The 21,580-nt window shown below is 47.6% G+C and carries 18 protein-coding genes; 14 read left to right on the forward strand and 4 right to left on the reverse strand.

Annotation, left to right across the window (positions count from 1 at the left end):
• Positions 1-10: 10 nt before the first annotated feature.
• The 3 genes from ACKU35_RS09075 to ACKU35_RS09085 all read left to right on the forward strand — a co-directional run bounded on the left by ACKU35_RS09075 (position 11) and on the right by ACKU35_RS09085 (position 3,178).
• Positions 11-202, forward strand: a complete 192-nt coding sequence (locus ACKU35_RS09075) for a ferredoxin (protein ID WP_319765190.1) — start codon at positions 11-13, stop codon at positions 200-202.
• A 259-nt stretch (positions 203-461) separates the two neighbouring features.
• Positions 462-2,063 carry a hydroxylamine reductase gene (gene hcp, locus ACKU35_RS09080; RefSeq protein ID WP_319765372.1) on the forward strand — a complete coding sequence of 534 codons (1,602 nt, stop codon included), beginning with the start codon at positions 462-464 and terminating at the stop codon, positions 2,061-2,063.
• A 305-nt stretch (positions 2,064-2,368) separates the two neighbouring features.
• A complete protein-coding gene (locus tag ACKU35_RS09085; protein ID WP_319765192.1) occupies positions 2,369-3,178 on the forward strand; it encodes a 4Fe-4S binding protein in 810 nt (269 codons plus the stop codon).
• A gap of 113 nt (positions 3,179-3,291) precedes the next feature.
• Here the strand turns inward: ACKU35_RS09085 and ACKU35_RS09090 are convergent, their stop codons facing one another.
• Together ACKU35_RS09090 and ACKU35_RS09095 are read right to left on the reverse strand one after the other, a co-directional pair.
• A complete protein-coding gene (locus ACKU35_RS09090; protein ID WP_319765194.1) occupies positions 3,292-3,960 on the reverse strand; it encodes a hypothetical protein in 669 nt (222 codons plus the stop codon).
• Between the two features lie 182 nt (positions 3,961-4,142).
• Positions 4,143-4,970 (reverse strand): purine-nucleoside phosphorylase, encoded by an 828-nt coding sequence (locus tag ACKU35_RS09095; RefSeq protein WP_319765196.1) that lies wholly within the window; start codon positions 4,968-4,970, stop codon positions 4,143-4,145.
• Between the two features lie 108 nt (positions 4,971-5,078).
• Here ACKU35_RS09095 and ACKU35_RS09100 point away from each other — a divergent pair, with 108 nt between their 5' ends.
• From ACKU35_RS09100 to ACKU35_RS09140, 9 genes are all read left to right on the forward strand, one after another.
• Complete coding sequence (locus tag ACKU35_RS09100; protein ID WP_319765198.1) at positions 5,079-5,831, forward strand: MotA/TolQ/ExbB proton channel family protein; 753 nt, start codon at positions 5,079-5,081, stop codon at positions 5,829-5,831.
• Positions 5,832-5,834: 3 nt separating this feature from the next.
• Positions 5,835-6,584, forward strand: a complete 750-nt coding sequence (locus tag ACKU35_RS09105) for a flagellar motor protein MotB (protein WP_319765200.1) — start codon at positions 5,835-5,837, stop codon at positions 6,582-6,584.
• Positions 6,585-6,638: 54 nt separating this feature from the next.
• Positions 6,639-7,004 carry a PilZ domain-containing protein gene (locus ACKU35_RS09110; RefSeq protein WP_319765202.1) on the forward strand — a complete coding sequence of 122 codons (366 nt, stop codon included), beginning with the start codon at positions 6,639-6,641 and terminating at the stop codon, positions 7,002-7,004.
• Positions 7,005-7,025: 21 nt separating this feature from the next.
• The gene (locus ACKU35_RS09115) at positions 7,026-8,444 is read left to right on the forward strand and encodes a biotin carboxylase N-terminal domain-containing protein (RefSeq protein ID WP_319765204.1); all 1,419 of its coding nucleotides are present in this window, start codon (positions 7,026-7,028) and stop codon (positions 8,442-8,444) included.
• A gap of 30 nt (positions 8,445-8,474) precedes the next feature.
• Positions 8,475-10,724 (forward strand): acetyl-CoA carboxylase carboxyl transferase subunit alpha/beta, encoded by a 2,250-nt coding sequence (locus ACKU35_RS09120; RefSeq protein ID WP_319765206.1) that lies wholly within the window; start codon positions 8,475-8,477, stop codon positions 10,722-10,724.
• A gap of 302 nt (positions 10,725-11,026) precedes the next feature.
• A complete protein-coding gene (locus ACKU35_RS09125) occupies positions 11,027-11,677 on the forward strand; it encodes a biotin attachment protein (protein ID WP_319765208.1) in 651 nt (216 codons plus the stop codon).
• 73 nt (positions 11,678-11,750) lie between these two features.
• On the forward strand, positions 11,751-12,104 hold the full coding sequence (locus ACKU35_RS09130; protein WP_319765210.1) for a hypothetical protein: 354 nt from the start codon (positions 11,751-11,753) through the stop codon (positions 12,102-12,104).
• 12 nt (positions 12,105-12,116) lie between these two features.
• Entirely contained in the window at positions 12,117-12,680 is a 564-nt protein-coding gene (locus tag ACKU35_RS09135; protein WP_319765212.1) for a single-stranded DNA-binding protein, read from the forward strand.
• 329 nt (positions 12,681-13,009) lie between these two features.
• The gene (locus ACKU35_RS09140) at positions 13,010-13,315 is read left to right on the forward strand and encodes a hypothetical protein (RefSeq protein WP_319765215.1); all 306 of its coding nucleotides are present in this window, start codon (positions 13,010-13,012) and stop codon (positions 13,313-13,315) included.
• 178 nt (positions 13,316-13,493) lie between these two features.
• Here ACKU35_RS09140 and ACKU35_RS09145 read toward each other — a convergent pair whose 3' ends face one another.
• Both ACKU35_RS09145 and ACKU35_RS09150 read right to left on the reverse strand, forming a co-directional pair.
• Positions 13,494-14,036: a hypothetical protein gene (locus tag ACKU35_RS09145; protein WP_319765216.1), complete on the reverse strand. Its 543-nt coding sequence runs from the start codon at positions 14,034-14,036 to the stop codon at positions 13,494-13,496.
• 199 nt (positions 14,037-14,235) lie between these two features.
• Positions 14,236-17,445, reverse strand: coding sequence for a DEAD/DEAH box helicase (locus ACKU35_RS09150; protein WP_319765218.1), 3,210 nt, complete (start codon positions 17,443-17,445; stop codon positions 14,236-14,238).
• Positions 17,446-17,704: 259 nt separating this feature from the next.
• On the opposite strand from ACKU35_RS09150, the gene ACKU35_RS09155 reads away from it, so the two are divergent.
• Positions 17,705-19,360, forward strand: a complete 1,656-nt coding sequence (locus ACKU35_RS09155; protein WP_319765220.1) for a peptide-binding protein — start codon at positions 17,705-17,707, stop codon at positions 19,358-19,360.
• A gap of 2 nt (positions 19,361-19,362) precedes the next feature.
• On the forward strand, positions 19,363-21,531 hold the full coding sequence (locus ACKU35_RS09160; protein WP_319765221.1) for a bifunctional (p)ppGpp synthetase/guanosine-3',5'-bis(diphosphate) 3'-pyrophosphohydrolase: 2,169 nt from the start codon (positions 19,363-19,365) through the stop codon (positions 21,529-21,531).
• Positions 21,532-21,580: the final 49 nt, after the last annotated feature.

The raw sequence follows: 21,580 nt of genomic DNA on the forward strand, positions 1-21,580 counted from the left end.
AGTTAAAAATATGGGTCGTACTGTAGTTGTTGATGTTGACCTTTGTATCGGCTGCGAAGCCTGTGTTGAAGAATGTCCCGATGTATTTTCCATGGGCCCCGGAGATCTGGCCCAGGTTATCAACCCTGAAGGAGCTGATGAGAAGTGTATCGAATCAGCAATGGAGATGTGTCCTGTTAACTGTATTATTTGGGAAGATTAAAAAGTCATAAAAAAATCTTTCCCTTGACCTGAATCAAATACTTTTGAGCGTTGTTTTCCTAATTTGGAGTCAACGAATGAGAAATCAATCCTGAGTGCGGTTGGAGTGCTGATTTCAACCGCCTCGGTCAATTTAAAGAAAGTATTTAACGTGAAGGGAAAAAGTTATGGCATTTGATCTGAATCAAATACTTAAAAAGGTTACTTCGTTATTCAGTAATGAAGAAGTAGAAACCAAATTACCTGAAAAGGAGTTAAGAATGTTTTGCAACCAGTGTGAACAGACAGCGAAAGGACAAGGCTGCACCGTGAAGGGTGTATGTGGTAAGACTGATGAAGTTTCCGCTATTCAGGATCTTCTGATACAGGTTCTTGTCGAGCTCGGAACTGTAGCCACCGCAGCCCGCAAGGAAGGCATCGCGGTTTCCAACGAAGTTAACCGTCTTACCGCTGAAGGTGTGTTCTCCACCCTGACCAACGTCAACTTCGATGACGAACGGTTTGTTCCGGTCATTAAAAAAGTAGCCGCCGCCCGTGATGAATTGGCCTCCAAAGTCAGCGCGGACTGTGGGCCTGTGACCAAGGTTGCTGCTACTGCTGCTGAACTGAGCAAGCAGGGCGAAGCATTCTCCGTTACCTCCTTTGATGAGAACGAAGATCTGCGCTCCCTGAAGCAGATTCTTGTTTACGGTCTTAAGGGTGTTTCAGCTTATGTCGACCATGCCGCAATTCTCGGTCAGGAAGATGATGAACTCTACGCCCAGATCCATGAAGCACTTTCCGTAGTTCCGCAGCAGCTCGGTATGGAAGAGCTGGTCGGTTGGGCAATGAAGTGCGGTGAAATGAACCTCAAGGCTATGGAACTGCTTGATGCAGGTAACACCGGCGCTTACGGGCATCCCGTTCCTACTGAAGTTCCCCTCGGAGCCAAGGCCGGTAAGGCTATTCTCGTGTCCGGTCATGATCTTAAGGATCTGCGCCAGCTTCTCGAGCAGACCGAAGGAACCGGAATCAATATTTACACCCATGGAGAAATGCTGCCCTGTCACGGTTACCCCGAGCTGAAGAAATTCGACCACTTCTACGGCCATTACGGAACCGCATGGCAGAATCAGGCCAAGGAATTCGCAGCATTCCCCGGCGCTATCCTCATGACTACCAACTGTATTCAGAAGCCTGTTGAAAGCTACAAGGGCAACATCTTCACCACCGGCCTCGTGGGCTGGCCCGGAGTCACTCACGTAACCAACGGAGACTTTGCAGCGGTAATCGAAAAAGCCAAGGAACTTCCCGGTTTTGAAGCCGATACCGATAATGGATCAGTACTTTGCGGTTTTGCCCGTAACTCAGTCCTCGGTGTGGCCGATAAGGTAATCGAAGGCGTGAAGGCCGGTGCCATCAAGCATTTCTTCCTCGTCGGCGGTTGCGACGGCGCCAAGCCCGGACGTAATTACTATACCGATTTCGTGGAACAGGCTCCCGAGGATACTATTATCCTGACCCTCGCCTGCGGTAAGTTCCGTTTCTTTGACAAGAAACTCGGCGATATCGGCGGCATTCCCCGTCTGCTGGATATCGGACAGTGCAACGATGCCTATTCCGCAATCCAGATTGCAGTAGCGCTCGCAAATGCCTTTGAATGCGGCGTTAACGACCTGCCGCTGTCCCTGATCCTGTCATGGTACGAGCAGAAGGCGGTTTCCATTCTGCTGACCCTGCTGCACCTTGGCATCAAGGATATCCGTCTCGGGCCCAGTCTCCCTGCATTCGTAACACCCAACGTGCTGAATTTCCTTGTTGAAAACTTCAATATTATGCCCATCAGCACACCTGAAGAAGATTTAAAAGCCATTTTAGGATAATTTGCTTCGGCTGTTGGGGGAGGGGAACTTTTGGGAAAAGTTTCTCTTCCCCATACCTCATCCCTTCAAAACTTTTTAATAGGCTTACGCTCTGTATTCCGGAAGATTTTACTTAACTCTCAAATTTATATTTACCCCGGCTGAGCGTGGTTTAAGATTTAATACAAATTTCCGTCTTGGTTTAATAACCAAGGCACACTTGAAGAATTAATAACAGACTAAAACCGACTAGAAGGTTTTGGGATTCTTAAACCCTTTTGCAAAAGGGATTAAGGCCCCCGGCTGGGTCGCCGAAGGCAGATAAAATGAAAGTATTACGTAAAATGATCAGTATAGATGAAGAGTTGTGTGACGGTTGCGGTCAGTGTGTACCGGGCTGTGAAGAAGGTGCTTTGCAGATTATAGACGGTAAGGCCAAACTTGTTGCCGAAAGATACTGTGACGGTCTGGGCGCATGTCTGGGTGAATGTCCTACCGGCGCTCTGAAGGTTATTGAGGTGGAAGCCGACGATTTTGATCCTGAAGCTGTTAAGGAACGGCTGACCGAGCAGGGCAGGAATATTCCCGGTCACATGCCCGATCCTGAAAGTCTGCGTCTTGATAATCCAAAACCGGCTTCGGGAGGCTGTGGTTGTTCCGGTTCAAAGATTGAAGCCTTTGCTCCGGCTGCGACCCCCTGTAGTCAAGCCAACGTACCGACTGATGCCGAGGCCGGTCCCTCACAGCTGAGCCATTGGCCGATCCAGATCCGTCTTGTCCCTGCGGAAGCTCCTTTTCTCAAAGGTGCGGATCTGCTGCTTACCGCTGATTGCGTGGCGGTTTCCGTGCCCGGTTATCATGAAAGATTTTTGCCCGGCAAGAAGGTTCTTATGGGCTGTCCCAAGTTTGATGATGTGGATTTTTATCTCCAGCGTCTGACTGAGATTTTCGCCACCAGCGGAATCAAGTCTATCACTGTGCTGGAAATGGAAGTTCCCTGCTGTTCTAATTTCAGCCGCATAATTCTCAAAGCGCTTAAGAACGCGGGTGCGGACATTCCCGCTGAAAAGATTGTTTTCACCAGAACCGGACAGCTTAAAGCCAAAACAACTCTTGATGAACCTGTTCCGCTTTAAAGCCATCATTTAAAACTACCATCTACCTCCTTTCAGTATATAAACAGAAACGGGGAGCTTCCGAATGGTTCGGAAGCTCCCCGTTTCAATTTTGGCAAATTTAATATCTCAGCTTAATTCATAATATCCTGCTCAAAACCGGGCTGATTAATTGACTGATTCGGATCGAAGCGCGGTTGCGGGGACGAATTCTCTTTTTGCAGTGGTCCAGAGGTATTTACCATAGGATCAATGTAAGGACTTTCCTTGATGGGCAAGAGACTGCGCGTTCTGGTATTAAGCGGGACATTCCAATCCCAAGATCCGATAATTTCGCCATCTTCCACAGTTGTGACGGCGGCGGTTATGAAAATTCTGGTTTTGCCGACAGAGTAGGCCCCCGCCAATACGCATTTTTGAGGTGGAGCCAGGTCTTCGTCTATTGCGGTCATAGGAAAGCGGGAACTGTCGGCGACAATGGCGAATCCCTTTTGTGCGATGCGCGAAGCCACCTGCTCTGTGAGGACTTTGGCAAAATCAGTTTGCAGCGTACTGCCGCGCAGCCGGAACATGGTAACAGTTATGGGTGATCCTATTGGCAGCCGCTCTTCGAGCTGGTTTGAAATCTGGTCACCGGCATCGTAGTTCAACTCCACCATGGGAGTGTTATCGTCTTTAAAAAAAGGTCCGGTTGTGGGCCGTTTGCCGAGATAGTCCAGAGTGCGTTCTTGATACCCGGAGCAGGCGCCTAGGGCCAGAAGTGCGGCCAGTGCAATTATGAAGCTGATTGTTCTGCCTTTCATGAAAGTTCCCTGTTTTAAAATATGAGCAACATTGCAAGGGTTTGCTGACGCTAAATCAGATGCAATGAGAATGCCACGGAGTAAAAAATACGCTTATACAGCCAATTGAACCCGTGGTACTTGTTTTTGCTTTTGTAAACCGGGCAGATTAAGCCGGAAAAATGGCCTCGCCTCGGTCGGGATCAATTCAGCCGGGAAATAATTTCTCTGATCAGCTTGGACATTGCGGCCGAAGATTTAGCAGCCTGCTCAATTACTGCTTCATGAGTGGTTTCAGCCATACAGTCCGGCAGGTTTTTGTTAGTTAAACAGGTTATGCCCATAACCTTAATTCCCATGTGGACAGCGGCGATGGCTTCTATGGCGGTTGACATGCCCACGGCATCGGCGCCTAGACGTTTGAGCATTCGGGTTTCAGCCGGTGTTTCAAGATTTGGGCCGGGAACCTGTACGTAAACCCCGCGTTCAAGGCGGATTCCGGTATCCTTAGCGGCTTTGGTCGCTATAGCACGCAGTTCTTCGCAATATACTCTGCTCATATCAGGAAAGCGCACGCCCCAATTGTCGTTGTTGGGTCCGGTGAGCGGTGAATGCCCGGTGAAATTGATCTGGTCGGTGATCAGCATCAGGTCGCCGGCATCAAATTGTGGATTAAGCGCTCCGGCGGCATTGGTAATGAAAACCTTATTTATACCCATTTCTCCCATTACCCGTACCGGGATGCAGGCTTCAGCCGCGCTGTAACCTTCGTAAATGTGGAATCTACCGCTGAATACGAGTACCGGTTTTTCCCCCATAAATCCGTATATGAGCCTGCCGGAATGTCCTTTTACTGTTGATTGCGGAAAACCGGGGATATCTGAATAGGGGATTTCAATTGCTGAATTAAGGCGGGTGATAGCTTCGCCAAGACCGGAACCTAGAATTATTCCGGTGGCAGCGGCTTGAAAATTATCTATCTTTTCTAGTATATGCCTGCTAATAGTATGAATAGATTCCGGGGAGATCATAGGTTATAATACTCGTAGTTTCGAGGTTAATGTATTGAGGGAGCTGTAAATAGCTTCCTTGTGTCAATCATCCGTCTTAACTAGTAACTTAAAAGAGAACGGGATTCTATGGATTTTTCCACTTTAATCGGGATGCTGGTTGGGCTTTCCCTTGTCGTCGGGGCGATATTTATCGGCGGTGCTGTTGATGTTTTTGTCAACGTCCCCGGTATGATGATTGTTATCGGCGGAACGCTGGCCTCCATCTGCGTGGCATTTCCTTTTGAGGAAGTTTTGCAGGCCATGGTCGCGGGATTTAAAGCCTTTTCTTCCAGAAAGGTAAAGGTTAATGAAGTTGTTAATATCATGGTCAAGGTTGCTGAAATCAGCCGTCGTGAAGGTTTGATCGCACTTGAAAATGTACAGACGGAAAACGTTGTTTTGCGTAAATCCTGCCAGTTGATTGCTGATAATGCCGATCCAGAACTTATCCGCGCAACGTTACAGATTGAAATTTCAGCCATGAAAAGGCGCCATAAAATCGCGCAGGATGTGTATAAAAGGCTTGCCGGCCTTTCTCCCGCTTTCGGTATGCTGGGAACTTTGATCGGTCTGGTCCAGATGCTTTCCAACCTGTCTGATCCGGCGGCCATCGGCCCGGCTATGGCGGTTGCAATTCTGACCACTTTCTACGGTTCGCTGCTGGCGACCCTGCTTTTTATCCCCATCGGGGCCAAGCTCAGAGCAAGGACGCTGCAGGAACAGTTGCATCTTGAGATTATCTTCGAGGGTGCCAAATCTATCCTTGAGAATAACAACCCCCGTCTGGTTTATGAGAAGCTTTCTTCATTTCAGGCCCCCAGAGACAGATCCGGAGAATAAGCCATGGATGATGAACTCCTTAAAGGTTCGCTACTGGTTGATGATGAAGAGGATGACGATGATTCAAATGATTGGATAACTACCTTTGCGGATTTATCCATGCTCCTGCTGGTCTTTTTTATTCTGCTTTATTCCATGTCCGAAATTGATGCCAAAAAGTTTGATATGACTTTTCAGTCGGTCAGTAAATCCATCAGCGGCAAGATGCAGAAAATAGCCACCAGTAAAGCCGCCCGTGAGGAAGCCGGAGCTATCCTTAATCAGGTTGTAACCCGCCGGCAGATTATTAAGGCCCAGCGCAAGGTATTTGAAGACGTCAAATATCTGCAGACCACCAAGGGAGTTGAAGGCATCATGAGTGCCAAGTTCGAGGATGGTCAGGTTATTATTAAATTGCCATCGGATGTGCTTTTCAAACCGGGACAAGTACAGCTGAGTACCAAGGGAATGGCAGCGGTGCGGGCGTTGAAGGATTTCTTTCTCAAGCACCCGGACCAGTACATCAATATAAAAGGTTATACAGATGACACGCAGCCCGGACGTGGAAGCAGGCTGAAGGATAACTGGGAAATTTCATCTTTACGCGCGGTTAACGTTTTGCGCTATCTCATGAAAATGGGAATTAAGCCCAACAGGTTAACGGCAACAGGACTTGGGGAAATGGACCCCCTTGTTCCAAATAATTCTCCCCGTAACCGGCAGCGTAACCGGCGGGTTGAATTCGTTCTTGATAAGATAATGACGGGACCATAGGTCTCATGTTTTGAACCAACTATGCTAAACAGTTGGATGTGATTGGAGATAAGAATGGATATTTCATTCGATAGCAGTTCGGCCAGAGGAGCCTTCAGAACAAGTCTTCCGGGACTAGCTCTAAGGATTGAGGGGAAAGAATCCACATACAGTGTGAAGGATTTCAGTGTTAACGGTCTGGCTTTTTCCGCTGGCGACGATACTTTTGAAGTAAACGAAACTTTTATGGTGGATTTCGTTCTCGGTAAGAAGGCTCTTTTAACCGGGCTTGAAATCAAGGTTGTGCGTGACATAGGCAAGGGACTGATGGGTTGCATTTATGTTGACCTCGATAAATATCAGGAAGCACGGCTTGATAAGCTGGTCCTTGAAGTGCAGAAACGTATGATTAAGCTTCGCAAAAAGAAAGGTGCGTCCTGACTCCCCGTCTGGTATTGAAAAATGTATAGAGGTGAGCATAGAGTTCTTATAGCCAACCGAGGTGAAATCGCCATCAGGATAGCCAAAGCCTGTCTGGATCTGAACCAGAATTTTGTCTGTGTCTATACAGAGGCGGATAGGGAAAGCGGGCATGTCCGTTTTGCTTTGGAAAATGGTGGCGAAAAAAGTCTGTTCCGTATCGGTTCCTACCGGGATGCCAACGAGGTCTTCAGTGTTGCTGATCGCAGCGATGCATCGGCTATTCACCCGGGATATGGATTTTTTGCAGAAGATTTCCGTTTCGCGCGCCGGGTGGTGAAGCGGGAAAAACCGCTTATTTTTATAGGCCCTTCCTGGCGGGTGATTCAGGAACTGGGCGACAAGATTAATACCAAGCGTCTCGCACGCAGTCTGGGTGTCCCCACTGTCCCGGGGTCAGATCGTCCTATTTATGATGAGCTTGAGGCTGTCGAGCTTGCGGACAGTCTATTTTCTTTTCAAAGGGAACAAGGCTTCAAGGCTCCGGCCATTATGGTCAAAGCTTCCGCCGGAGGCGGTGGCATGGGTATTGAAGAAGTTAACGATCCTGATGAATTCCGCTCTGTTTATCGGCGCATACGAAATTATGCCAAGCGCCAGTTCAATGATGAAGGTGTGCTTATTGAGCAGCGTATTTTCGGCTTCAACCACTTGGAAGTTCAGGTCGTTGGTGAGCAAAGCGGGAAAAAACACGTTCATTTCGGAACCCGTAATTGCTCGGTGCAAAGCAGCGGCAATCAGAAGCGGATCGAGGTCGCGCCGGGATTCGCGCCCAACGAAATCCATTATATTTTCAATGCCTCCGGAGTGCTGGCAAGTATTACCGAGCATTCCCTGTCCATGGCCCGCGCTGTAAATTATGACAGTGTAGGGACTTGGGAGTGGATTGTTACCCCGCGCGGCGAACCTTTCCTCATGGAAGTTAATACCCGCATTCAGGTTGAAAATGGAGTTTCTGCCGCTATTTCAAGTGTTAAGGGAGAAACTGGTGTTAACATAGTGCGTGAACAGGTTCGGCTTGGGCTGGGCGACTCCCTCAACTATACTCAGGCGGATATTGATCTTTCCGGAGTTGCTATTGAGTACCGCATTATTGCCGAGAATCCGGATAAGAATTTTGCCCCGTGGGTCGGCAGGATCGAGAAATTCGACTGGCAGAGTCAGGATTGGCTTGAAGTATACACACAGGTTCCCACCGACCGTCCTTATGAAATACCTACTGAATTTGATCCTAATCTCGCGCTGGGAATTGTGTACGGTGAAAATCTGGAGCAGGCGCAAAAGCGGGGAATTGAATTCCTGAATGGGCTGACGCTGCAGGGACAGGACCGGGCGGGCAGGAAACTTGAGTCTAATTGTTCTTATTTAATTGATAAAACTTCAGCTTTGCTGGAATTTTAATGCCTTGTGATGAGATGATTCAGGAACTGTATGAATATTGATAAGCGCATAGACGCCCTTACGGAGCGGCTAAATTATATCAAGGATATTTTTGGTAATCTGGAAAACGCCAATATCAGCATGCTCAGTTCGGAGCTTGCTGAATTCCGTAGTTTGCGTGATTCGATTTCCTCTGAAGATTCCCGGAGAAAACTTGCCCGGCTTGAGGATCTTTTTTCATTTCTTGAATCCAAGCTTGAAAAAGAACTGACCCCTATGGACCGTGTGCGTATTGTCCGGCACCCACAGCGCATATCTCTGACTGATATTCTGGAAAATGTTTACGATAACTACACGGAACTGGGCGGGTTGGGTGAATTCAGTATTGATCCGTCCATGCTCATCGCTCAGGCTTACATCACCAGAAGAGTGGGGCAGAAAGTCGTCCACCAGCCGGTAATGGTCATCGGTCAGGAGAAAGGACACGGTCAGGAGTTCCGCAACGGCGGTTCGGTCAAGCCGTGGGGGAACGCCAAGGCCTTGCATTATATGAAGGTAGCGCAGGCTGAGGGGATTCCCATCCATACCTATATATTTACCCCCGGATCTTACCCCATTGAAGATTATCCCGGCGCGGCGCAGCAGATAGCCAGAAACATTTATGATATGGGGCAGATCGATGTACCCATTATTTCCATAATTTCTGAGGGAGGCTCCGGCGGAGCAGAGGCGATCGGACTTGCTGATAGGCGTTTGATGCTTTCGCACGGCTATTACTCGGTTATTTCCCCGGAAGGGGCGGCAGCGATTGAAGCCAACTTGAAAGACGGCAAGCGGGTGGCTGATTCCCTTATTGGTAATTGTGCGCGTAAGCTTGGTATTACTGCCGAGGACAACCTGAAGATGGGATACATTGATCGCATTATTCAGGAACCGCATCTGGGAGCAAAATCGGCCAGTTATGATTTTTTTCGCGTGCTGCGGTCCGAAGTTATCCGGGCTACCAACGAGGTCTGTGTTTCCGTAAAGGGCCTTAAGCTTTTTCGGGCTATGGCGCTTAAGCAGAAGGGATCGGAAGAGGATGAAGATGTCTTTATGCGCTGGGCTGTCAGTTCCCGTGCCCGTGCCCGTCTGGTTGAGAAGCGGTATGAGAAGTTCCGGCACCTTTCGACCTCTGCTTATATGGATCAGCGTTCCGTCTTTCTAAAGATGGGGGCGGCTGTGCAGGGAATGGCATGGGCTACAAAATCCCTGTTTCTGTACAATATGGTCGGGCGGACCGTGCGTGCGGCCAAGCAGGGTATGGAAGAGATTCAGGCTGAGGCGCATCTGGTAAAAGAACGTACCGCGCGAATGCTTAAAAATAAGTCCGGTAACGGTAATACTGCTAAAATTTCAAATGACGTACGGGACAAACTTCTCTGCCTGTCCTCGTCAGATCAGTCTCCGTGTTTTGAGGAAGGACGCTGGAAGTACAGCAGCCCTAAAAGCAGGGAAGACCGTACCTTCACCTGTCCTAATTCAGCTACTGAAGGCTGCCTTGATCTCTGGGCTCCTGATCTTTTCGGTGATTTTGCCGGAGTGTGCAGTAATTGCGGACACCACTTCCCTATGGAATACCAGTGGTACTTGTACAACGTCTTCAATTACGCGGAAGGTTTTGAATTTAATTCCGGCATAGAATCATCCAACCCGTTAAATTATGAAGGGTTTGACCTCAAGCTGGATGAAGCGCGCAAAAAAACGGGTTTACGTTCTTCGTGTATTACTTTTGAAACCCGCATGGACGAAATTAATGCCGTGGTCATCTGTCTTGCCGCTCCGTTTCGCGGCGGTTCAGTTGGAGCGGCTGAGGGTGAAAAGATTATCCGTGCTGCGGAAAGGGCGCAACGCAAGCAATTGCCATTGATTTTTTATGCCCACGGTACTGCCGGAATCCGTATTCAGGAAGGAACCAACGGTGTGCTCCAGATGCCTCGCTGTACCATGGCACTCCGCCGGTACGTGGATGCCGGAGGATTATATCTGGTTATTTACGATACCAATTCCTATGGCGGGTCTGTGGCAAGTTTTCTGGGGTGCTCTCCTTATCAGTTCGGAGTGCGGTCTTCAAAAATCGGTTTTGCCGGTCCGCGGGTTATTGCAGAAACCACCGGTATTTCTGTTCCTCCCAATTATCATAACGCGTGGAATGCGCTTGCGCGCGGACACATTCAGGGAATCTGGGACAGGCGTGAGATGGCTCGCAATATCGGGCAGGCTTTCATGACCATGGGTGGCCGTAATTTATATTACAGATAAAAAAAATTACAGTGGTTTTGTTTCCCTTGAAAAAAAGTAATTTTTTTGAAATTTCATGTCTGACCCTGTCTTTTTAATTGAGAAAGTGCGACACGAAATTTTTTTACCTTCGTTTGTGTAGGTTCTTATTTTAATTTGTTTTCTGTGTTAGGGAGTTTCGCAGCAGGTTGACTTTGCCTGATAATGTCTGCAAATTGCCCGGACCGGATTCTGGGTTTCAGGTTTCCGGTTTTTTAATGTAAGATAATAAAATTCGCTCATGATAGCGAAATATAAGTTAAAATAATTTAGAGGTTAATATAATGCTCAATATCAAGGAACTGCTTGAAGAGATCAAGGCTTCCCCTTATAAAGAAATTGAAATCTCTGTTCCTCATACCGGAACAGTCGAGTTCACCGGACTTAAAGTAGGTGATAAGGTAAGCGGTCCTTCCGGTGAATGGAAGGAAAAGGCCGGTACCGTGCTGGCAAAACTTACCCGTGAGCGCAATACTAAGAACATTACCGCTCCCGAGAAAGGTGAGATTGTTTCCATCAGGGAAGATTTGGAAGGCAGGTTTGTTGAAGCAGGGGAGATCCTGATTAAAATCCGCCATTTTCTTTCCAAGGAAGAGGTTATCCATCTCATCCTTAAAAAAGCTCTTTTCCTGTTCAATGCTCCTGAAAAAGCAAAGTATTATTTCACCCCTGAGGTGGATGCCAAAATTAAAGGTTCCGGTGAACGTTCCGTTAAGGTTAGAGAAGGTATGGATTTGTTCATTGTTTCGCGTATGAAAAGAGAAACCCCGCTTAATTACAGCGGCCCTGAAGGCTTGATTTATTCAGTCTATTTTCATAACGGTGATAATGTTGACGCGGCGCAACCCTTGATAGGAATCTGTCCCGCAGATCAACTCAAGCAGATTCAGGAAGTTGTGAACCGTGTCCAGAGTGAATGGGAAGAGGTTGATTAATTTAGTCTTTTACCCTTCCGCTATGTAGCCATTGACGGAATCTTTTTTTCCGTATTAATAAAGGATTTTTCACATGGGAAATGTTCTCCAGATCAGGGTTATGGCCCGTACATACGATGAGGCCGAAGTTACAAAGAAATGGCCTAATCTGGTTAAGACCGCATGGGAAGAACCACATGCAGAAGATCGTCCGCACGGGGTTGTCGAGCTTGTCGAGGACCTTAAAGACAGGTTGGAGCTGGGCATGATCCCAAAAGAAAAGGCCGAAGCTATGGCTGATTCCATCCGTAAAGCATTTGATCTCAAATTGCGTATGGAAAAAGCCCTTGGCGATTGGAAGGCCTCGGAAGCCAATACCATCAGCTACGATCTTGAAGACGAGCTGAGCGCTGCGGAACAAATAGCATCTAAAAGAAAATTCAGATAAATGGGGGCCTAAATGGCTGGAAGCATGAATAAAGTAATTTTGATAGGACGTCTCGGGCAGGACCCGAAACTTTCATACACAACCTCCGGTCAGGCTTTTGCCAACATTTCCGTTGCCACTGATGAGGGTTACAAAGACCGTAATACCGGTCAGAAAGTAGATAAGACCGAATGGCACCGTGTTACCGCCTGGAGACACACCGCTGAGTTTGTCGGCAAGTATCTTACAAAGGGCCGGTTGGTCATGGTTGAGGGTAAATTGCAGACCCGTAAATGGCAGGACCAGAATGGTCAGGACCGTTACACTACCGAGATCGTAGCCAGCAATATTCAGGGGCTCGACAGCAGACAGGAAGGCGGTGGTTATCAGAGCCAGCCGCAGGGCGGTTACCAGCAGCAGGGCGGTGGTCAGTATAACAACAACCAGCCACAGGGTGGCGGCTATCAGGGTCAGCCTCAGCAGCAGTTCAATAACCAGCAGCCTCAGCAACAGCAGGGCGGCGGTTTTCAGGAAGATGAGGACCTTGGTCCAGCATTTCCTTCAGAAGCAAGCGGAATGGACGAAGTTCCGTTTTAACTTGGCGTTTTATATCGCTGTTTTGTTTATTTGGGATAATTTTTCCCCTAATTCAGGATTGGCGGTTAATTATAGATTTCATGGAGTGGTTTTTACCACTCCTTTTTTTTATATTTGCTATTCGTCCTTACAGGTTTTCAGTTAAATCTAGTAATAATCTCAGATTTGCAGCGATAGAATATAATAAAACATTTCGCATTGTTTTTTCTAATTTTTTTCTTGTCACTAAAAATATCCATAAGTCGCGCTGCAGGAGATTTGCTTGCACGTGGTATCATTCTTATGTAATTGGGTAAGTACTGGGATAATAAAATAAGAGAGTAAAAAAGATGAAATTAAGATCGTTAGGCATAGTAAAAGATATTTTGGCAGCAATGGGATTGAATATTACGCATACTTATGATGACCTGGTTTTTGTCGATCATAATGCTTTCATGATTCAGTTTGATGATGAAAACCCAAGTTCCCTTAACATATTTTTTAATATTGATTGCGAAAAGGGCGTTGCCGGGGATCTGGAGCAAAGTTTAGCTGCTGCCGCAGCCGAGAGGGATTTTTCAATTGTCAAAAGCGGGCATTTTGAAATCAGCCCAAAAGAAAGATCAGAAGAAATTGAAATAAAATTTCTGGCTTAATCCCATTCAAGGCTTTTATGCTGGTCCTGAGCAGTGCAGAGTGGCTTAAACACGTAGTATTTGCGTGCCGGGTAAGTTGTTCTCAGCCAGAAATAACCGGCCGGTTTCATTCCTATTTTGGCTATTTTTAGGATTCGGAAATAGCAGCAATGCAGGGATATACTATCCTTAGCTGTAATTATCGTGGCATATCCGGGAACATTTTTTTAACAATTGAAGATGCTTCCTGTGTGGCCATGATCGCTCCGAATTCACTTGTGAACGGTTTTAGTTCATCGATCAGGCGGGGCACCTCTTCTATGCAGGCTCTTGCCGGAGTAAAGGGAGTCCGGGGCGTCTCCGGTTGTGTTCCATTAGCCGTGGGAGCTTGTTGAGAGCTGTCTTTTGCTTTTGCCGGGGCGGCTGGCGGAGAAATCTGGTAAATATGGCATGAAAGCTTCCATGCAACCTGAAGATCGCGGTAGGCATAGCGATATTCTTTGAGGGATGTATAAGCTTGGCCCCGGAGCATAAAAGCCTGTGCTTTTTCTTCTTCCGAATAATCAGAGTCGATCATGTCGGTCAATTTGGCCACCGCATCATCATATTGCTTATGACGGGTGTATTCCTGTGCCTGATCAATTGGACTATAGAAGAAAGAGCATCCTCCCGTGGCACTTAGCAGCAGGCACAGGAGAGCGCAGGTCAGCTTTTGAAATTTCAGTACAGGGTTTAATGTCATAATTAATGATTATCGCACAGCCTGACACTGTGTGTCTACGCATTATGAGGATGCTTACTTTGCCCTGCCTGTTCACAAATAATTGAAAATAATATTTTTAAGAACAGGGACAATCGCTGTGCAGATAAGTTTATAATATATAAGGCCCGAAATCATGTTGATTTCGGGCCTTAAAAGTTGGTGCAATTAACATGCTGTCTTAAATTTCAAAGAGCATTTCAAGATCGTCACGTGTGAGCGACTTGAGAGCGGACTGGCCGGGTATGATGGCGTCCGCAACGTTCTTTTTCATTTCTTGCAGTCCTAGAATTTTTTCTTCCACAGTATTCTGGCAGATCATCTTGTAAGCGAAGACCTGACGTTTCTGGCCGATGCGGTGAGTACGGTCAGTAGCCTGATTTTCTACTGCCGGGTTCCACCACGGGTCGTAGTGGATAACGTAGTCGGCGGAGGTCAGGTTCAGACCGGTACCACCCGCTTTCAGCGAGATGAGGAAGATGGGGATATCCGGGCTGTCATTAAAACGGTCCACCTGCTCGAAACGATCTTTACTGGAGCCGTCGAGATAGGCAAACGGAATATCTTTAATGGTCAGCCAGGAGCGGATTACATGCAGCATCTGGACGAACTGTGAGAAGACCAGCACCTTGTGTCCGCCTTCGACAACATCAAAGATGAGGTCTTTGAAGGCGTCGAATTTACCGGAAGGCAGATTCGTGGACAGTCCGGGCATATCCAGCTTGAGCAGACGCGGGTGGCAGCAGATCTGGCGCAGTTTGAGCAGTGCGTCAAGGATGGACATCTGGCTTTTAGCCATGCCTTTCTCGTCCACGTCCCTAAGCACCTGATCTTTGAGGCGCTTGGCAAGGGCGTTGTAAAGTTCGCGCTGCTCCTCAATGAGTTCGCAGTAATGAACGGTCTCAATCTTAGGCGGCAGATCCTTGGCCACTTCGGATTTTGTGCGGCGCAGGATGAACGGTTTCACCCTTGTGCGCAGGTAATTCAGTGTTTCCTCGTCACCGTCTTTGATGGGCTTTACAATTCCCCTCTGGAAGGCATGCTGAGAACTGAGGAAGCCGGGCATAAGGAACTCGAACAGCGACCAGAGCTCGAAAAGATTGTTCTCGATCGGTGTACCGGAAAGACATAAGCGCATGTCGCTCTTGAGCTTGCGGACCGATTTAGCTGTGATTGTGTTCGGGTTTTTGATGTTCTGGGCTTCGTCAAGAATTACAGAAGTATATTCGTGCTTGAGCAGTTCTTCAAGGTCCCGGCGCAGCAAGGCATAGGTGGTAATCACAATTGTGGAATCCGGGATTCTTTTGAACAGGTCCTCGCGTCTGGAGCCGTAAATGGTCAAAACAGGGAGGTGCGGGCAGAATTTCTGCGCCTCACGTTCCCAGTTGGGCATAACCGAAGTAGGCACGATGATCAGGTTCGGACCGGTAATCCCCCGTTCATGCAGGGAGAGGATGAAAGACAAAGTCTGGATTGTCTTACCAAGCCCCATTTCATCCGCAAGAATTCCGCCGAATTTGTAATCGCGAAGGAAGTTCAGGTAGCTGAGTCCCTGAATCTGATAGGGCCGCAAGGTGGCGTTCAGTGCCTTGGGCTGGTTGAGCATCTTAATTTCATCGAAATTGTGGATCTTCTCACGCAGCTTTACGAATTGTTCATCGGTTTTGGCGTCAGGAAGGTCTTCGATGATTTTATCCAGCACCGGGGTCTCATATTGCTCGAAATGCTGGCGAGGAGGCTGCTCAGGATCGTATCCAAGTGCTTTGAGCTTGTGGCTGAGCTTTTTGAGCCATGATTCCGGCAGACTGGTGTACGATCCGTCCTTAAGCTGAACGTATCGTTTACCCTGACTCCATGCTTCCCATATTTTTTCAATGGGTACACGCTGGTCGTCGTATTCTACAGTGATATCAAGGTTGAACCACTTGTTGTCTTCGTCTGTATCAATCTCGGCAACAATCTGCGGAGTGGTCAGCCTTACCTTGTAACGGGTCAGGTTTTTCTCTCCGTAAATACGGTATGCTTCTACCAATTGCGGGTAATGATCCAGCAGGAATGTGATGGCTGCTTCCTGTTCCATGAACCATATGGAATTGTTACGCGGCTGGAATCCCATGTCGCGCAGCTCGGCAAACAACTGGGCCTCTTCGTCCTGAGCGCGGCGTACAAGGTAGGATTTTTCTCCGTCTCTGTAGCTTCCGGTTTGCAGGTCGGGGTTCGGTTCGCCCATGGGAATTTCACCATGCTCTGTGTCGTAGGTATTATCGATCCTTATAGTCAGGAGCGATCCTTCCTCGTTGAGGTAGAGCTTGGGGTTGAATGTAGCCGGAACAAAGAACGGCTGCATTTTTTCAAGAAATTCTTCATGGTCATGAAGGTCTGAAACCGGGATCTGGGTCCAGACGCGGTCAAGAAATTCTGGAATATCCGCCGGGGGAATTACCGGATTCTGTATGCGCATCTCTTGCACCAGTTTGGGCGCAAGTGTGGTCTGGACCGGGTAGAAACCCTGTTTCCAATATACCCAGAGGGGTAACCGTCCATAGAAAAAGACTTCATCGTCGTCCATGATGGAGAAGGGCGGTTTCCCTTCATCCGAAAGCAGGATGTCGAAAGACAGGCCATCCTCGGAAAGTTCCGGTGAGAGCTTGAGTTGCATGGTTCTGCTTTCAATTCGGATGGGAATATCCGTATCGCGCAGGAAAATGTAATATTCGTCTTTGATGGCAGTGAAGAACCACGCGTGCAGTCCGGCTGGAATTTCCACACGATGGCCGCGATAATCAAGGTAGTAACCGATTTGTTCAGCCACACGCGGCAGATTTGGAGAGGTCTCACTCCATTCCGGTTTCTCGATTACATTTTGCAGTTCAATCTCGTTTTGCACCTGTGAAAGGCCGGATTTATTCTGCCGGGCCCGGAAAAAGGCCACCTGCAATCTTTCCGGTTCAGGATACATGCGGTAAATAATATAATGTTTGCCTGCTTCCGGTTCTAATTCAGTGGAAAAAAATGAACGGAAATTCTGACGCCAGTCAGCCTGTTTTTGGCTTTCGGCCTTTTCTTCTTCAGAATCAAGCGAGAGGAGCAGCTTAAGTGCGGCTGCGCCCACGTGCTTACATACGCCGGAAAATGATTCCGGGCAGTTGCAATAGTGGTTGATGCTTTCCTCGGCCAGATTAAGTCCTAGCTCCGAGGAGTATATTTGAAAATCATCGCCTTGGATGGAGGCGTCGACATCCCAGTATCTTTCGCGCTTTTTCAGGTCGAGCTTCTGAACTCCCTCTGAATTCACAATAGCGCGCGATCCTTCCAGAATATATTCCGGAACGGTTCCTGATACGAATGATTTGAGAATTGATTTTACTACAGCTTCTTCGTTTTGAGACATAATGATGTTTTCCCCGAACTGAAACTTTCCTTAATTAATTATATCTTAAGTTGAATTAATTATTTTTTATATTAAATAGCTACTTTAGCGTATAAATCGTAAGAACGAAACTGCTTCCGCTGCATCCGTAAAGTAAAAAGCGGTTAGGGTCAATCTGTAACGGTTGGTTACTTGGCTTTTAATCCACAATAGTCCATACTGTATATTATCAATGCAGTTGGCTCAATGAAAGATTTTTATGCACAAAAATAAGGATAACATGAACAGATATATCTCCGCAGCAGTGATTGTTGCATGTCTGGTTTTCTTCCCTGCCTGTAGTCAGGATTCCGGCAAGGATACCGGGCAATCCCCGACGGTGGAAAAAGTTAACGTTGATGAAAACAACCCTGTTTATGGCGGAAGGCTTACGGAACCCACTCTGGCTGAACCCATGTGTCTTATTTCCGCTCTTTCCTCCGACTCGGCAAGCCACGTACTTGCCAGCAAAATATTTGTTTCTGCACTTAAATACAACAAAGATATTGAACTTGTTCCTTATGCTGCCGAATCTTTTGAAGTATTGGAAGGCGGCAAATTATTGAAGTTCAAGCTCCGGGAAGACATCAAGTGGTTCGATGGAAAACCGCTGACTGCCGAAGATGTTGAATTTACGTATAATCTGATGATTGACCCCGAGACGCCGACAGCATACGCCGGAGACTTCAAAAATATCAAGGAATTTAAGAGGACCGGAAAATACACCTTTGAAGTTCGCTACGATAAAGTTTTCGCACGCTCCCTGATCACATGGGCTTCGGACATCCTCCCCAAACATATTCTGGAGGGTGAAGATCTTAATACAACAAAATACAGGCGTGACCCGGTCGGAGCCGGACCCTATAAACTTAAGGAATGGGTGCCCGGACGAAGGATTGTGCTGGAAGCAAATGATGATTATTTTGAAGGTCGGCCCTATATTGATGAACTGGTCTACCGGGTTATTCCCGACCTCTCCACGCAGTTTCTGGAGCTAAAAAGCGGCAGTCTTGATAGCATGGAATTGACCCCGCAGCAGTACCTGTTCCAGACTAAAGGTGGGAACTGGGAGCGTGATTTCCAGAAATTTAAGTATCTTTCCTTCTCGTACGCTTATCTCGGTTTTAATATGGAAAGTCCTTTTTTCAAAGATGTTCGGGTCCGGCAGGCTATGAACTACGCCATCGACAAAGATGAAATAGTCAAAGGTGTGCTGATGGGACAGGGCTATCCGGCTATGGGGCCTTATAAACCGGGAACATGGGTGTATAACGATAAACTCAAGCCTTACGGATACAAACCGGAAAAGGCGAAGGAACTACTCAAGGAGTCCGGCTGGACTGATAGTGACGGCGACGGCATTCTTGACCGTAACGGCAAGCCTTTTGCCTTTACCATTATCACTAATCAGGGAAATTCCTTGCGTATTAAGGCTGCAACAATTATTCAAAACCGTCTGAAGGATGTTGGAATAGCTGTTAAGATTCGGACTGTTGAATGGGCGGCCTTCTTGAAAGAATTTATTGACAAAGGCCGTTTCGATGCCACTATCTTAGGGTGGAACATTCTTCAGGACCCGGATATCTATTCTGTCTGGCATTCCTCTAAAGCCGTTCCCGGCGGACTGAATTTTGTTAAATATAAAAATAGTGAACTTGATGAGCTGCTTGACCTCGGGCGGTCCACGCTTGATCAGGCTAAGCGTAAAGTTATTTATGACCGCATTCAGGAAATAATGCATGAAGAGCAGCCGTACTGCTTTCTTTATGTTCCTATGGCCCTGCCTATCTACAGCAGCAGGATCAAGGGTTTGAAGGTAGAACCTGCGGGTCTGGGTTATAACGCCGACAGATGGTGGATTCCGGCTCCGTTACAGAAAAAAAGTTTACAGCAGTAATTATGATACGCATTAACGAAATCACTGACGTTGTCAGTACTTATATTGATGATCCTGATCTGGACCTGATCCAGAGGGCTTATGTCTTTTCCGCAAGAGCCCATGAAGGTCAGGTTCGTCTCTCCGGCGAGCCGTATCTTGCCCATCCTTTACACGTGGCTAAGATTCTGGCCGACATGCGGCTTGATGAACCAACTGTGGCCGCGGGACTGCTGCACGATACGGTTGAAGATACCGACACCACCATCGATGAAATTGCCGAACTTTTCGGCGAAGAGGTCGCTGATATTGTTGACGGTGTGACCAAGATCGGCATGATGGACTTTGAATCCAAGGCCATCGCCAAGGCTGAGAACATACGTAAAATGATTCTGGCCATGGCCGAAGACATCCGTGTGCTCATGGTCAAGCTTGCTGACAGGCTGCACAATATGCGCACCCTTGATTTCCAAAAGGGTTACAAACAATTACTGATCGCACAGGAAACCATGGACATCTATTCCCCGCTTGCCAACAGGCTGGGGCTGTACATGGTCAAGCGCGATCTGGAAGATCTATGTCTTTATTATCTTAAGCCGGATGTCTATCAGGATATCACCGACGGGCTAGAACGCCAGCACACCATTGGTAAAGAGTATGTGGACAACGTAATTGAGCTGCTGAAAGGTATTCTTGATACCAACGAGATCAGGGGCACCATTTACGGGCGCACCAAGCACAAAAACAGCATTCATAAGAAAATGCAGCGTCAGGGGCTGAGTCTTGATCAGGTCTATGACATAATAGCTTTCCGGGTTATCGTTGATTCAGTGAAGGACTGTTATTCCGTGCTTGGGCTGGTCCACTCAATGTGGAAGCCTGTTTCCGGTAAGTTCAAGGATTATATTTCCATTCCCAAAGCCAATATGTACCAGTCGCTGCACACCACGGTAATCGGTCCGGAAGGTGAGCGCATCGAGATTCAGATCAGAACCGAAGAGATGCAGCAGGTGGCGGAATACGGTGTTGCCGCCCATTGGCAGTACAAAGAATCCGGGAACAGCGAGGCCAAGCAGAACCGGGACGCCGAACGTTTTTCATGGCTGCGCCAGATTATGGACTGGCAAAGGGAACTTGAAGATCCCCGCGAATTTATGGCTTCATTGCGGTTCGATCTTTTTAATGACGAAGTTTATGTCTTTACCCCGGCAGGTGAGATCAAGGAACTTCCCGATGGTGCTACTCCTGTCGATTTTGCTTATTCGATTCATACCGAGGTGGGCAACCACTGTACCGGAGCAAAAATTAACGGACGCATGGTTACTCTTAATTCCGTGCTAAAAAACGGTGATACCATTGAGGTCTTTACCGATAAAAAACGTAAGCCCAGCCGCGACTGGCTTAAGTTTGTAAAAACCGCAAAAGCCCGGACCCGAATCAAGCATTACATTCGTACTGAAGAAAGAACCCGGTCCATCATTCTTGCCAAGGAACTGCTTGAAAAAGAAGGCCGGCGCATGAATATTAATGTGCCCAAGGCCATGAAAGACGGTTACTTTGTCATGCTGGCCGATGAGTTTAATTTCGGTAACGTGGAGGATCTGCTTTCCAATATCGGCTATTCGAGGATTACCCCGCGCAAGGTGCTCAAACGTCTGCACGCAGTTCTTACCGAAGTTGAGGGCGTTCAGGCTGAAATACCTAAACCGGAACAAAATCCGGTAATTGAAGGGGAAAAGACCAAGGGTGCCGCAAATTCCATTGATATCGAAGGCGTGGATAACGTCCTCATTCGTTTTGCGGGATGTTGTACCCCGCTTCCGGGTGAGCCTATAATCGGTTATATCAGCCGCGGGCGTGGAGTGGTAATCCATTCCGCAACCTGTCCGAATATCAAGAGCCTTGAAGAGGAAAGACTGCTCAATGTTTCATGGTCCGGCAGTCAGGAAGAATCCCAGCATCCGGCTCAGATCCGTATACGCTGCCGCAACCAGAAAGGGCTGCTGGCCAAGATATGTACCGTACTCACTGAAATGGACGTGAATATCGATTCCGGTGAGTTCAAGTCTGATCTAGACGGAAACTCTGTTCTGGAATTCACTGTCGAGGTTATCGATTTGGGTCATCTGCATCGATCTCTTAACAAGTTGAAAACTATTGAGAATGTGCTGGAGGCTACAAGGCTGAGCTGACGCCGTCCTGCTTTGAAAAGTTAAAATAAAGTCCCGTCGAATCTAATTC

Source organism: Maridesulfovibrio sp. (assembly GCF_963676065.1).
Taxonomy (GTDB): Bacteria; Desulfobacterota; Desulfovibrionia; order Desulfovibrionales; family Desulfovibrionaceae; genus Maridesulfovibrio.

What these genes read in the sequence shown, in the direction of transcription:
- ACKU35_RS09075 (WP_319765190.1), top strand. Translation starts at nt 11, where the DNA reads ATGGGTCGTACTGTAGTTGTTGATGTTGACCTTTGTATCGGCTGCGAA.
- hcp (WP_319765372.1), top strand. Translation starts at nt 462, where the DNA reads ATGTTTTGCAACCAGTGTGAACAGACAGCGAAAGGACAAGGCTGCACC.
- ACKU35_RS09085 (WP_319765192.1), top strand. Translation starts at nt 2,369, where the DNA reads ATGAAAGTATTACGTAAAATGATCAGTATAGATGAAGAGTTGTGTGAC.
- ACKU35_RS09090 (WP_319765194.1), bottom strand. Translation starts at nt 3,960, where the DNA reads ATGAAAGGCAGAACAATCAGCTTCATAATTGCACTGGCCGCACTTCTG.
- ACKU35_RS09095 (WP_319765196.1), bottom strand. Translation starts at nt 4,970, where the DNA reads ATGATCTCCCCGGAATCTATTCATACTATTAGCAGGCATATACTAGAA.
- ACKU35_RS09100 (WP_319765198.1), top strand. Translation starts at nt 5,079, where the DNA reads ATGGATTTTTCCACTTTAATCGGGATGCTGGTTGGGCTTTCCCTTGTC.
- ACKU35_RS09105 (WP_319765200.1), top strand. Translation starts at nt 5,835, where the DNA reads ATGGATGATGAACTCCTTAAAGGTTCGCTACTGGTTGATGATGAAGAG.
- ACKU35_RS09110 (WP_319765202.1), top strand. Translation starts at nt 6,639, where the DNA reads ATGGATATTTCATTCGATAGCAGTTCGGCCAGAGGAGCCTTCAGAACA.
- ACKU35_RS09115 (WP_319765204.1), top strand. Translation starts at nt 7,026, where the DNA reads ATGTATAGAGGTGAGCATAGAGTTCTTATAGCCAACCGAGGTGAAATC.
- ACKU35_RS09120 (WP_319765206.1), top strand. Translation starts at nt 8,475, where the DNA reads ATGAATATTGATAAGCGCATAGACGCCCTTACGGAGCGGCTAAATTAT.
- ACKU35_RS09125 (WP_319765208.1), top strand. Translation starts at nt 11,027, where the DNA reads ATGCTCAATATCAAGGAACTGCTTGAAGAGATCAAGGCTTCCCCTTAT.
- ACKU35_RS09130 (WP_319765210.1), top strand. Translation starts at nt 11,751, where the DNA reads ATGGGAAATGTTCTCCAGATCAGGGTTATGGCCCGTACATACGATGAG.
- ACKU35_RS09135 (WP_319765212.1), top strand. Translation starts at nt 12,117, where the DNA reads ATGGCTGGAAGCATGAATAAAGTAATTTTGATAGGACGTCTCGGGCAG.
- ACKU35_RS09140 (WP_319765215.1), top strand. Translation starts at nt 13,010, where the DNA reads ATGAAATTAAGATCGTTAGGCATAGTAAAAGATATTTTGGCAGCAATG.
- ACKU35_RS09145 (WP_319765216.1), bottom strand. Translation starts at nt 14,036, where the DNA reads ATGACATTAAACCCTGTACTGAAATTTCAAAAGCTGACCTGCGCTCTC.
- ACKU35_RS09150 (WP_319765218.1), bottom strand. Translation starts at nt 17,445, where the DNA reads ATGTCTCAAAACGAAGAAGCTGTAGTAAAATCAATTCTCAAATCATTC.
- ACKU35_RS09155 (WP_319765220.1), top strand. Translation starts at nt 17,705, where the DNA reads ATGAACAGATATATCTCCGCAGCAGTGATTGTTGCATGTCTGGTTTTC.
- ACKU35_RS09160 (WP_319765221.1), top strand. Translation starts at nt 19,363, where the DNA reads ATGATACGCATTAACGAAATCACTGACGTTGTCAGTACTTATATTGAT.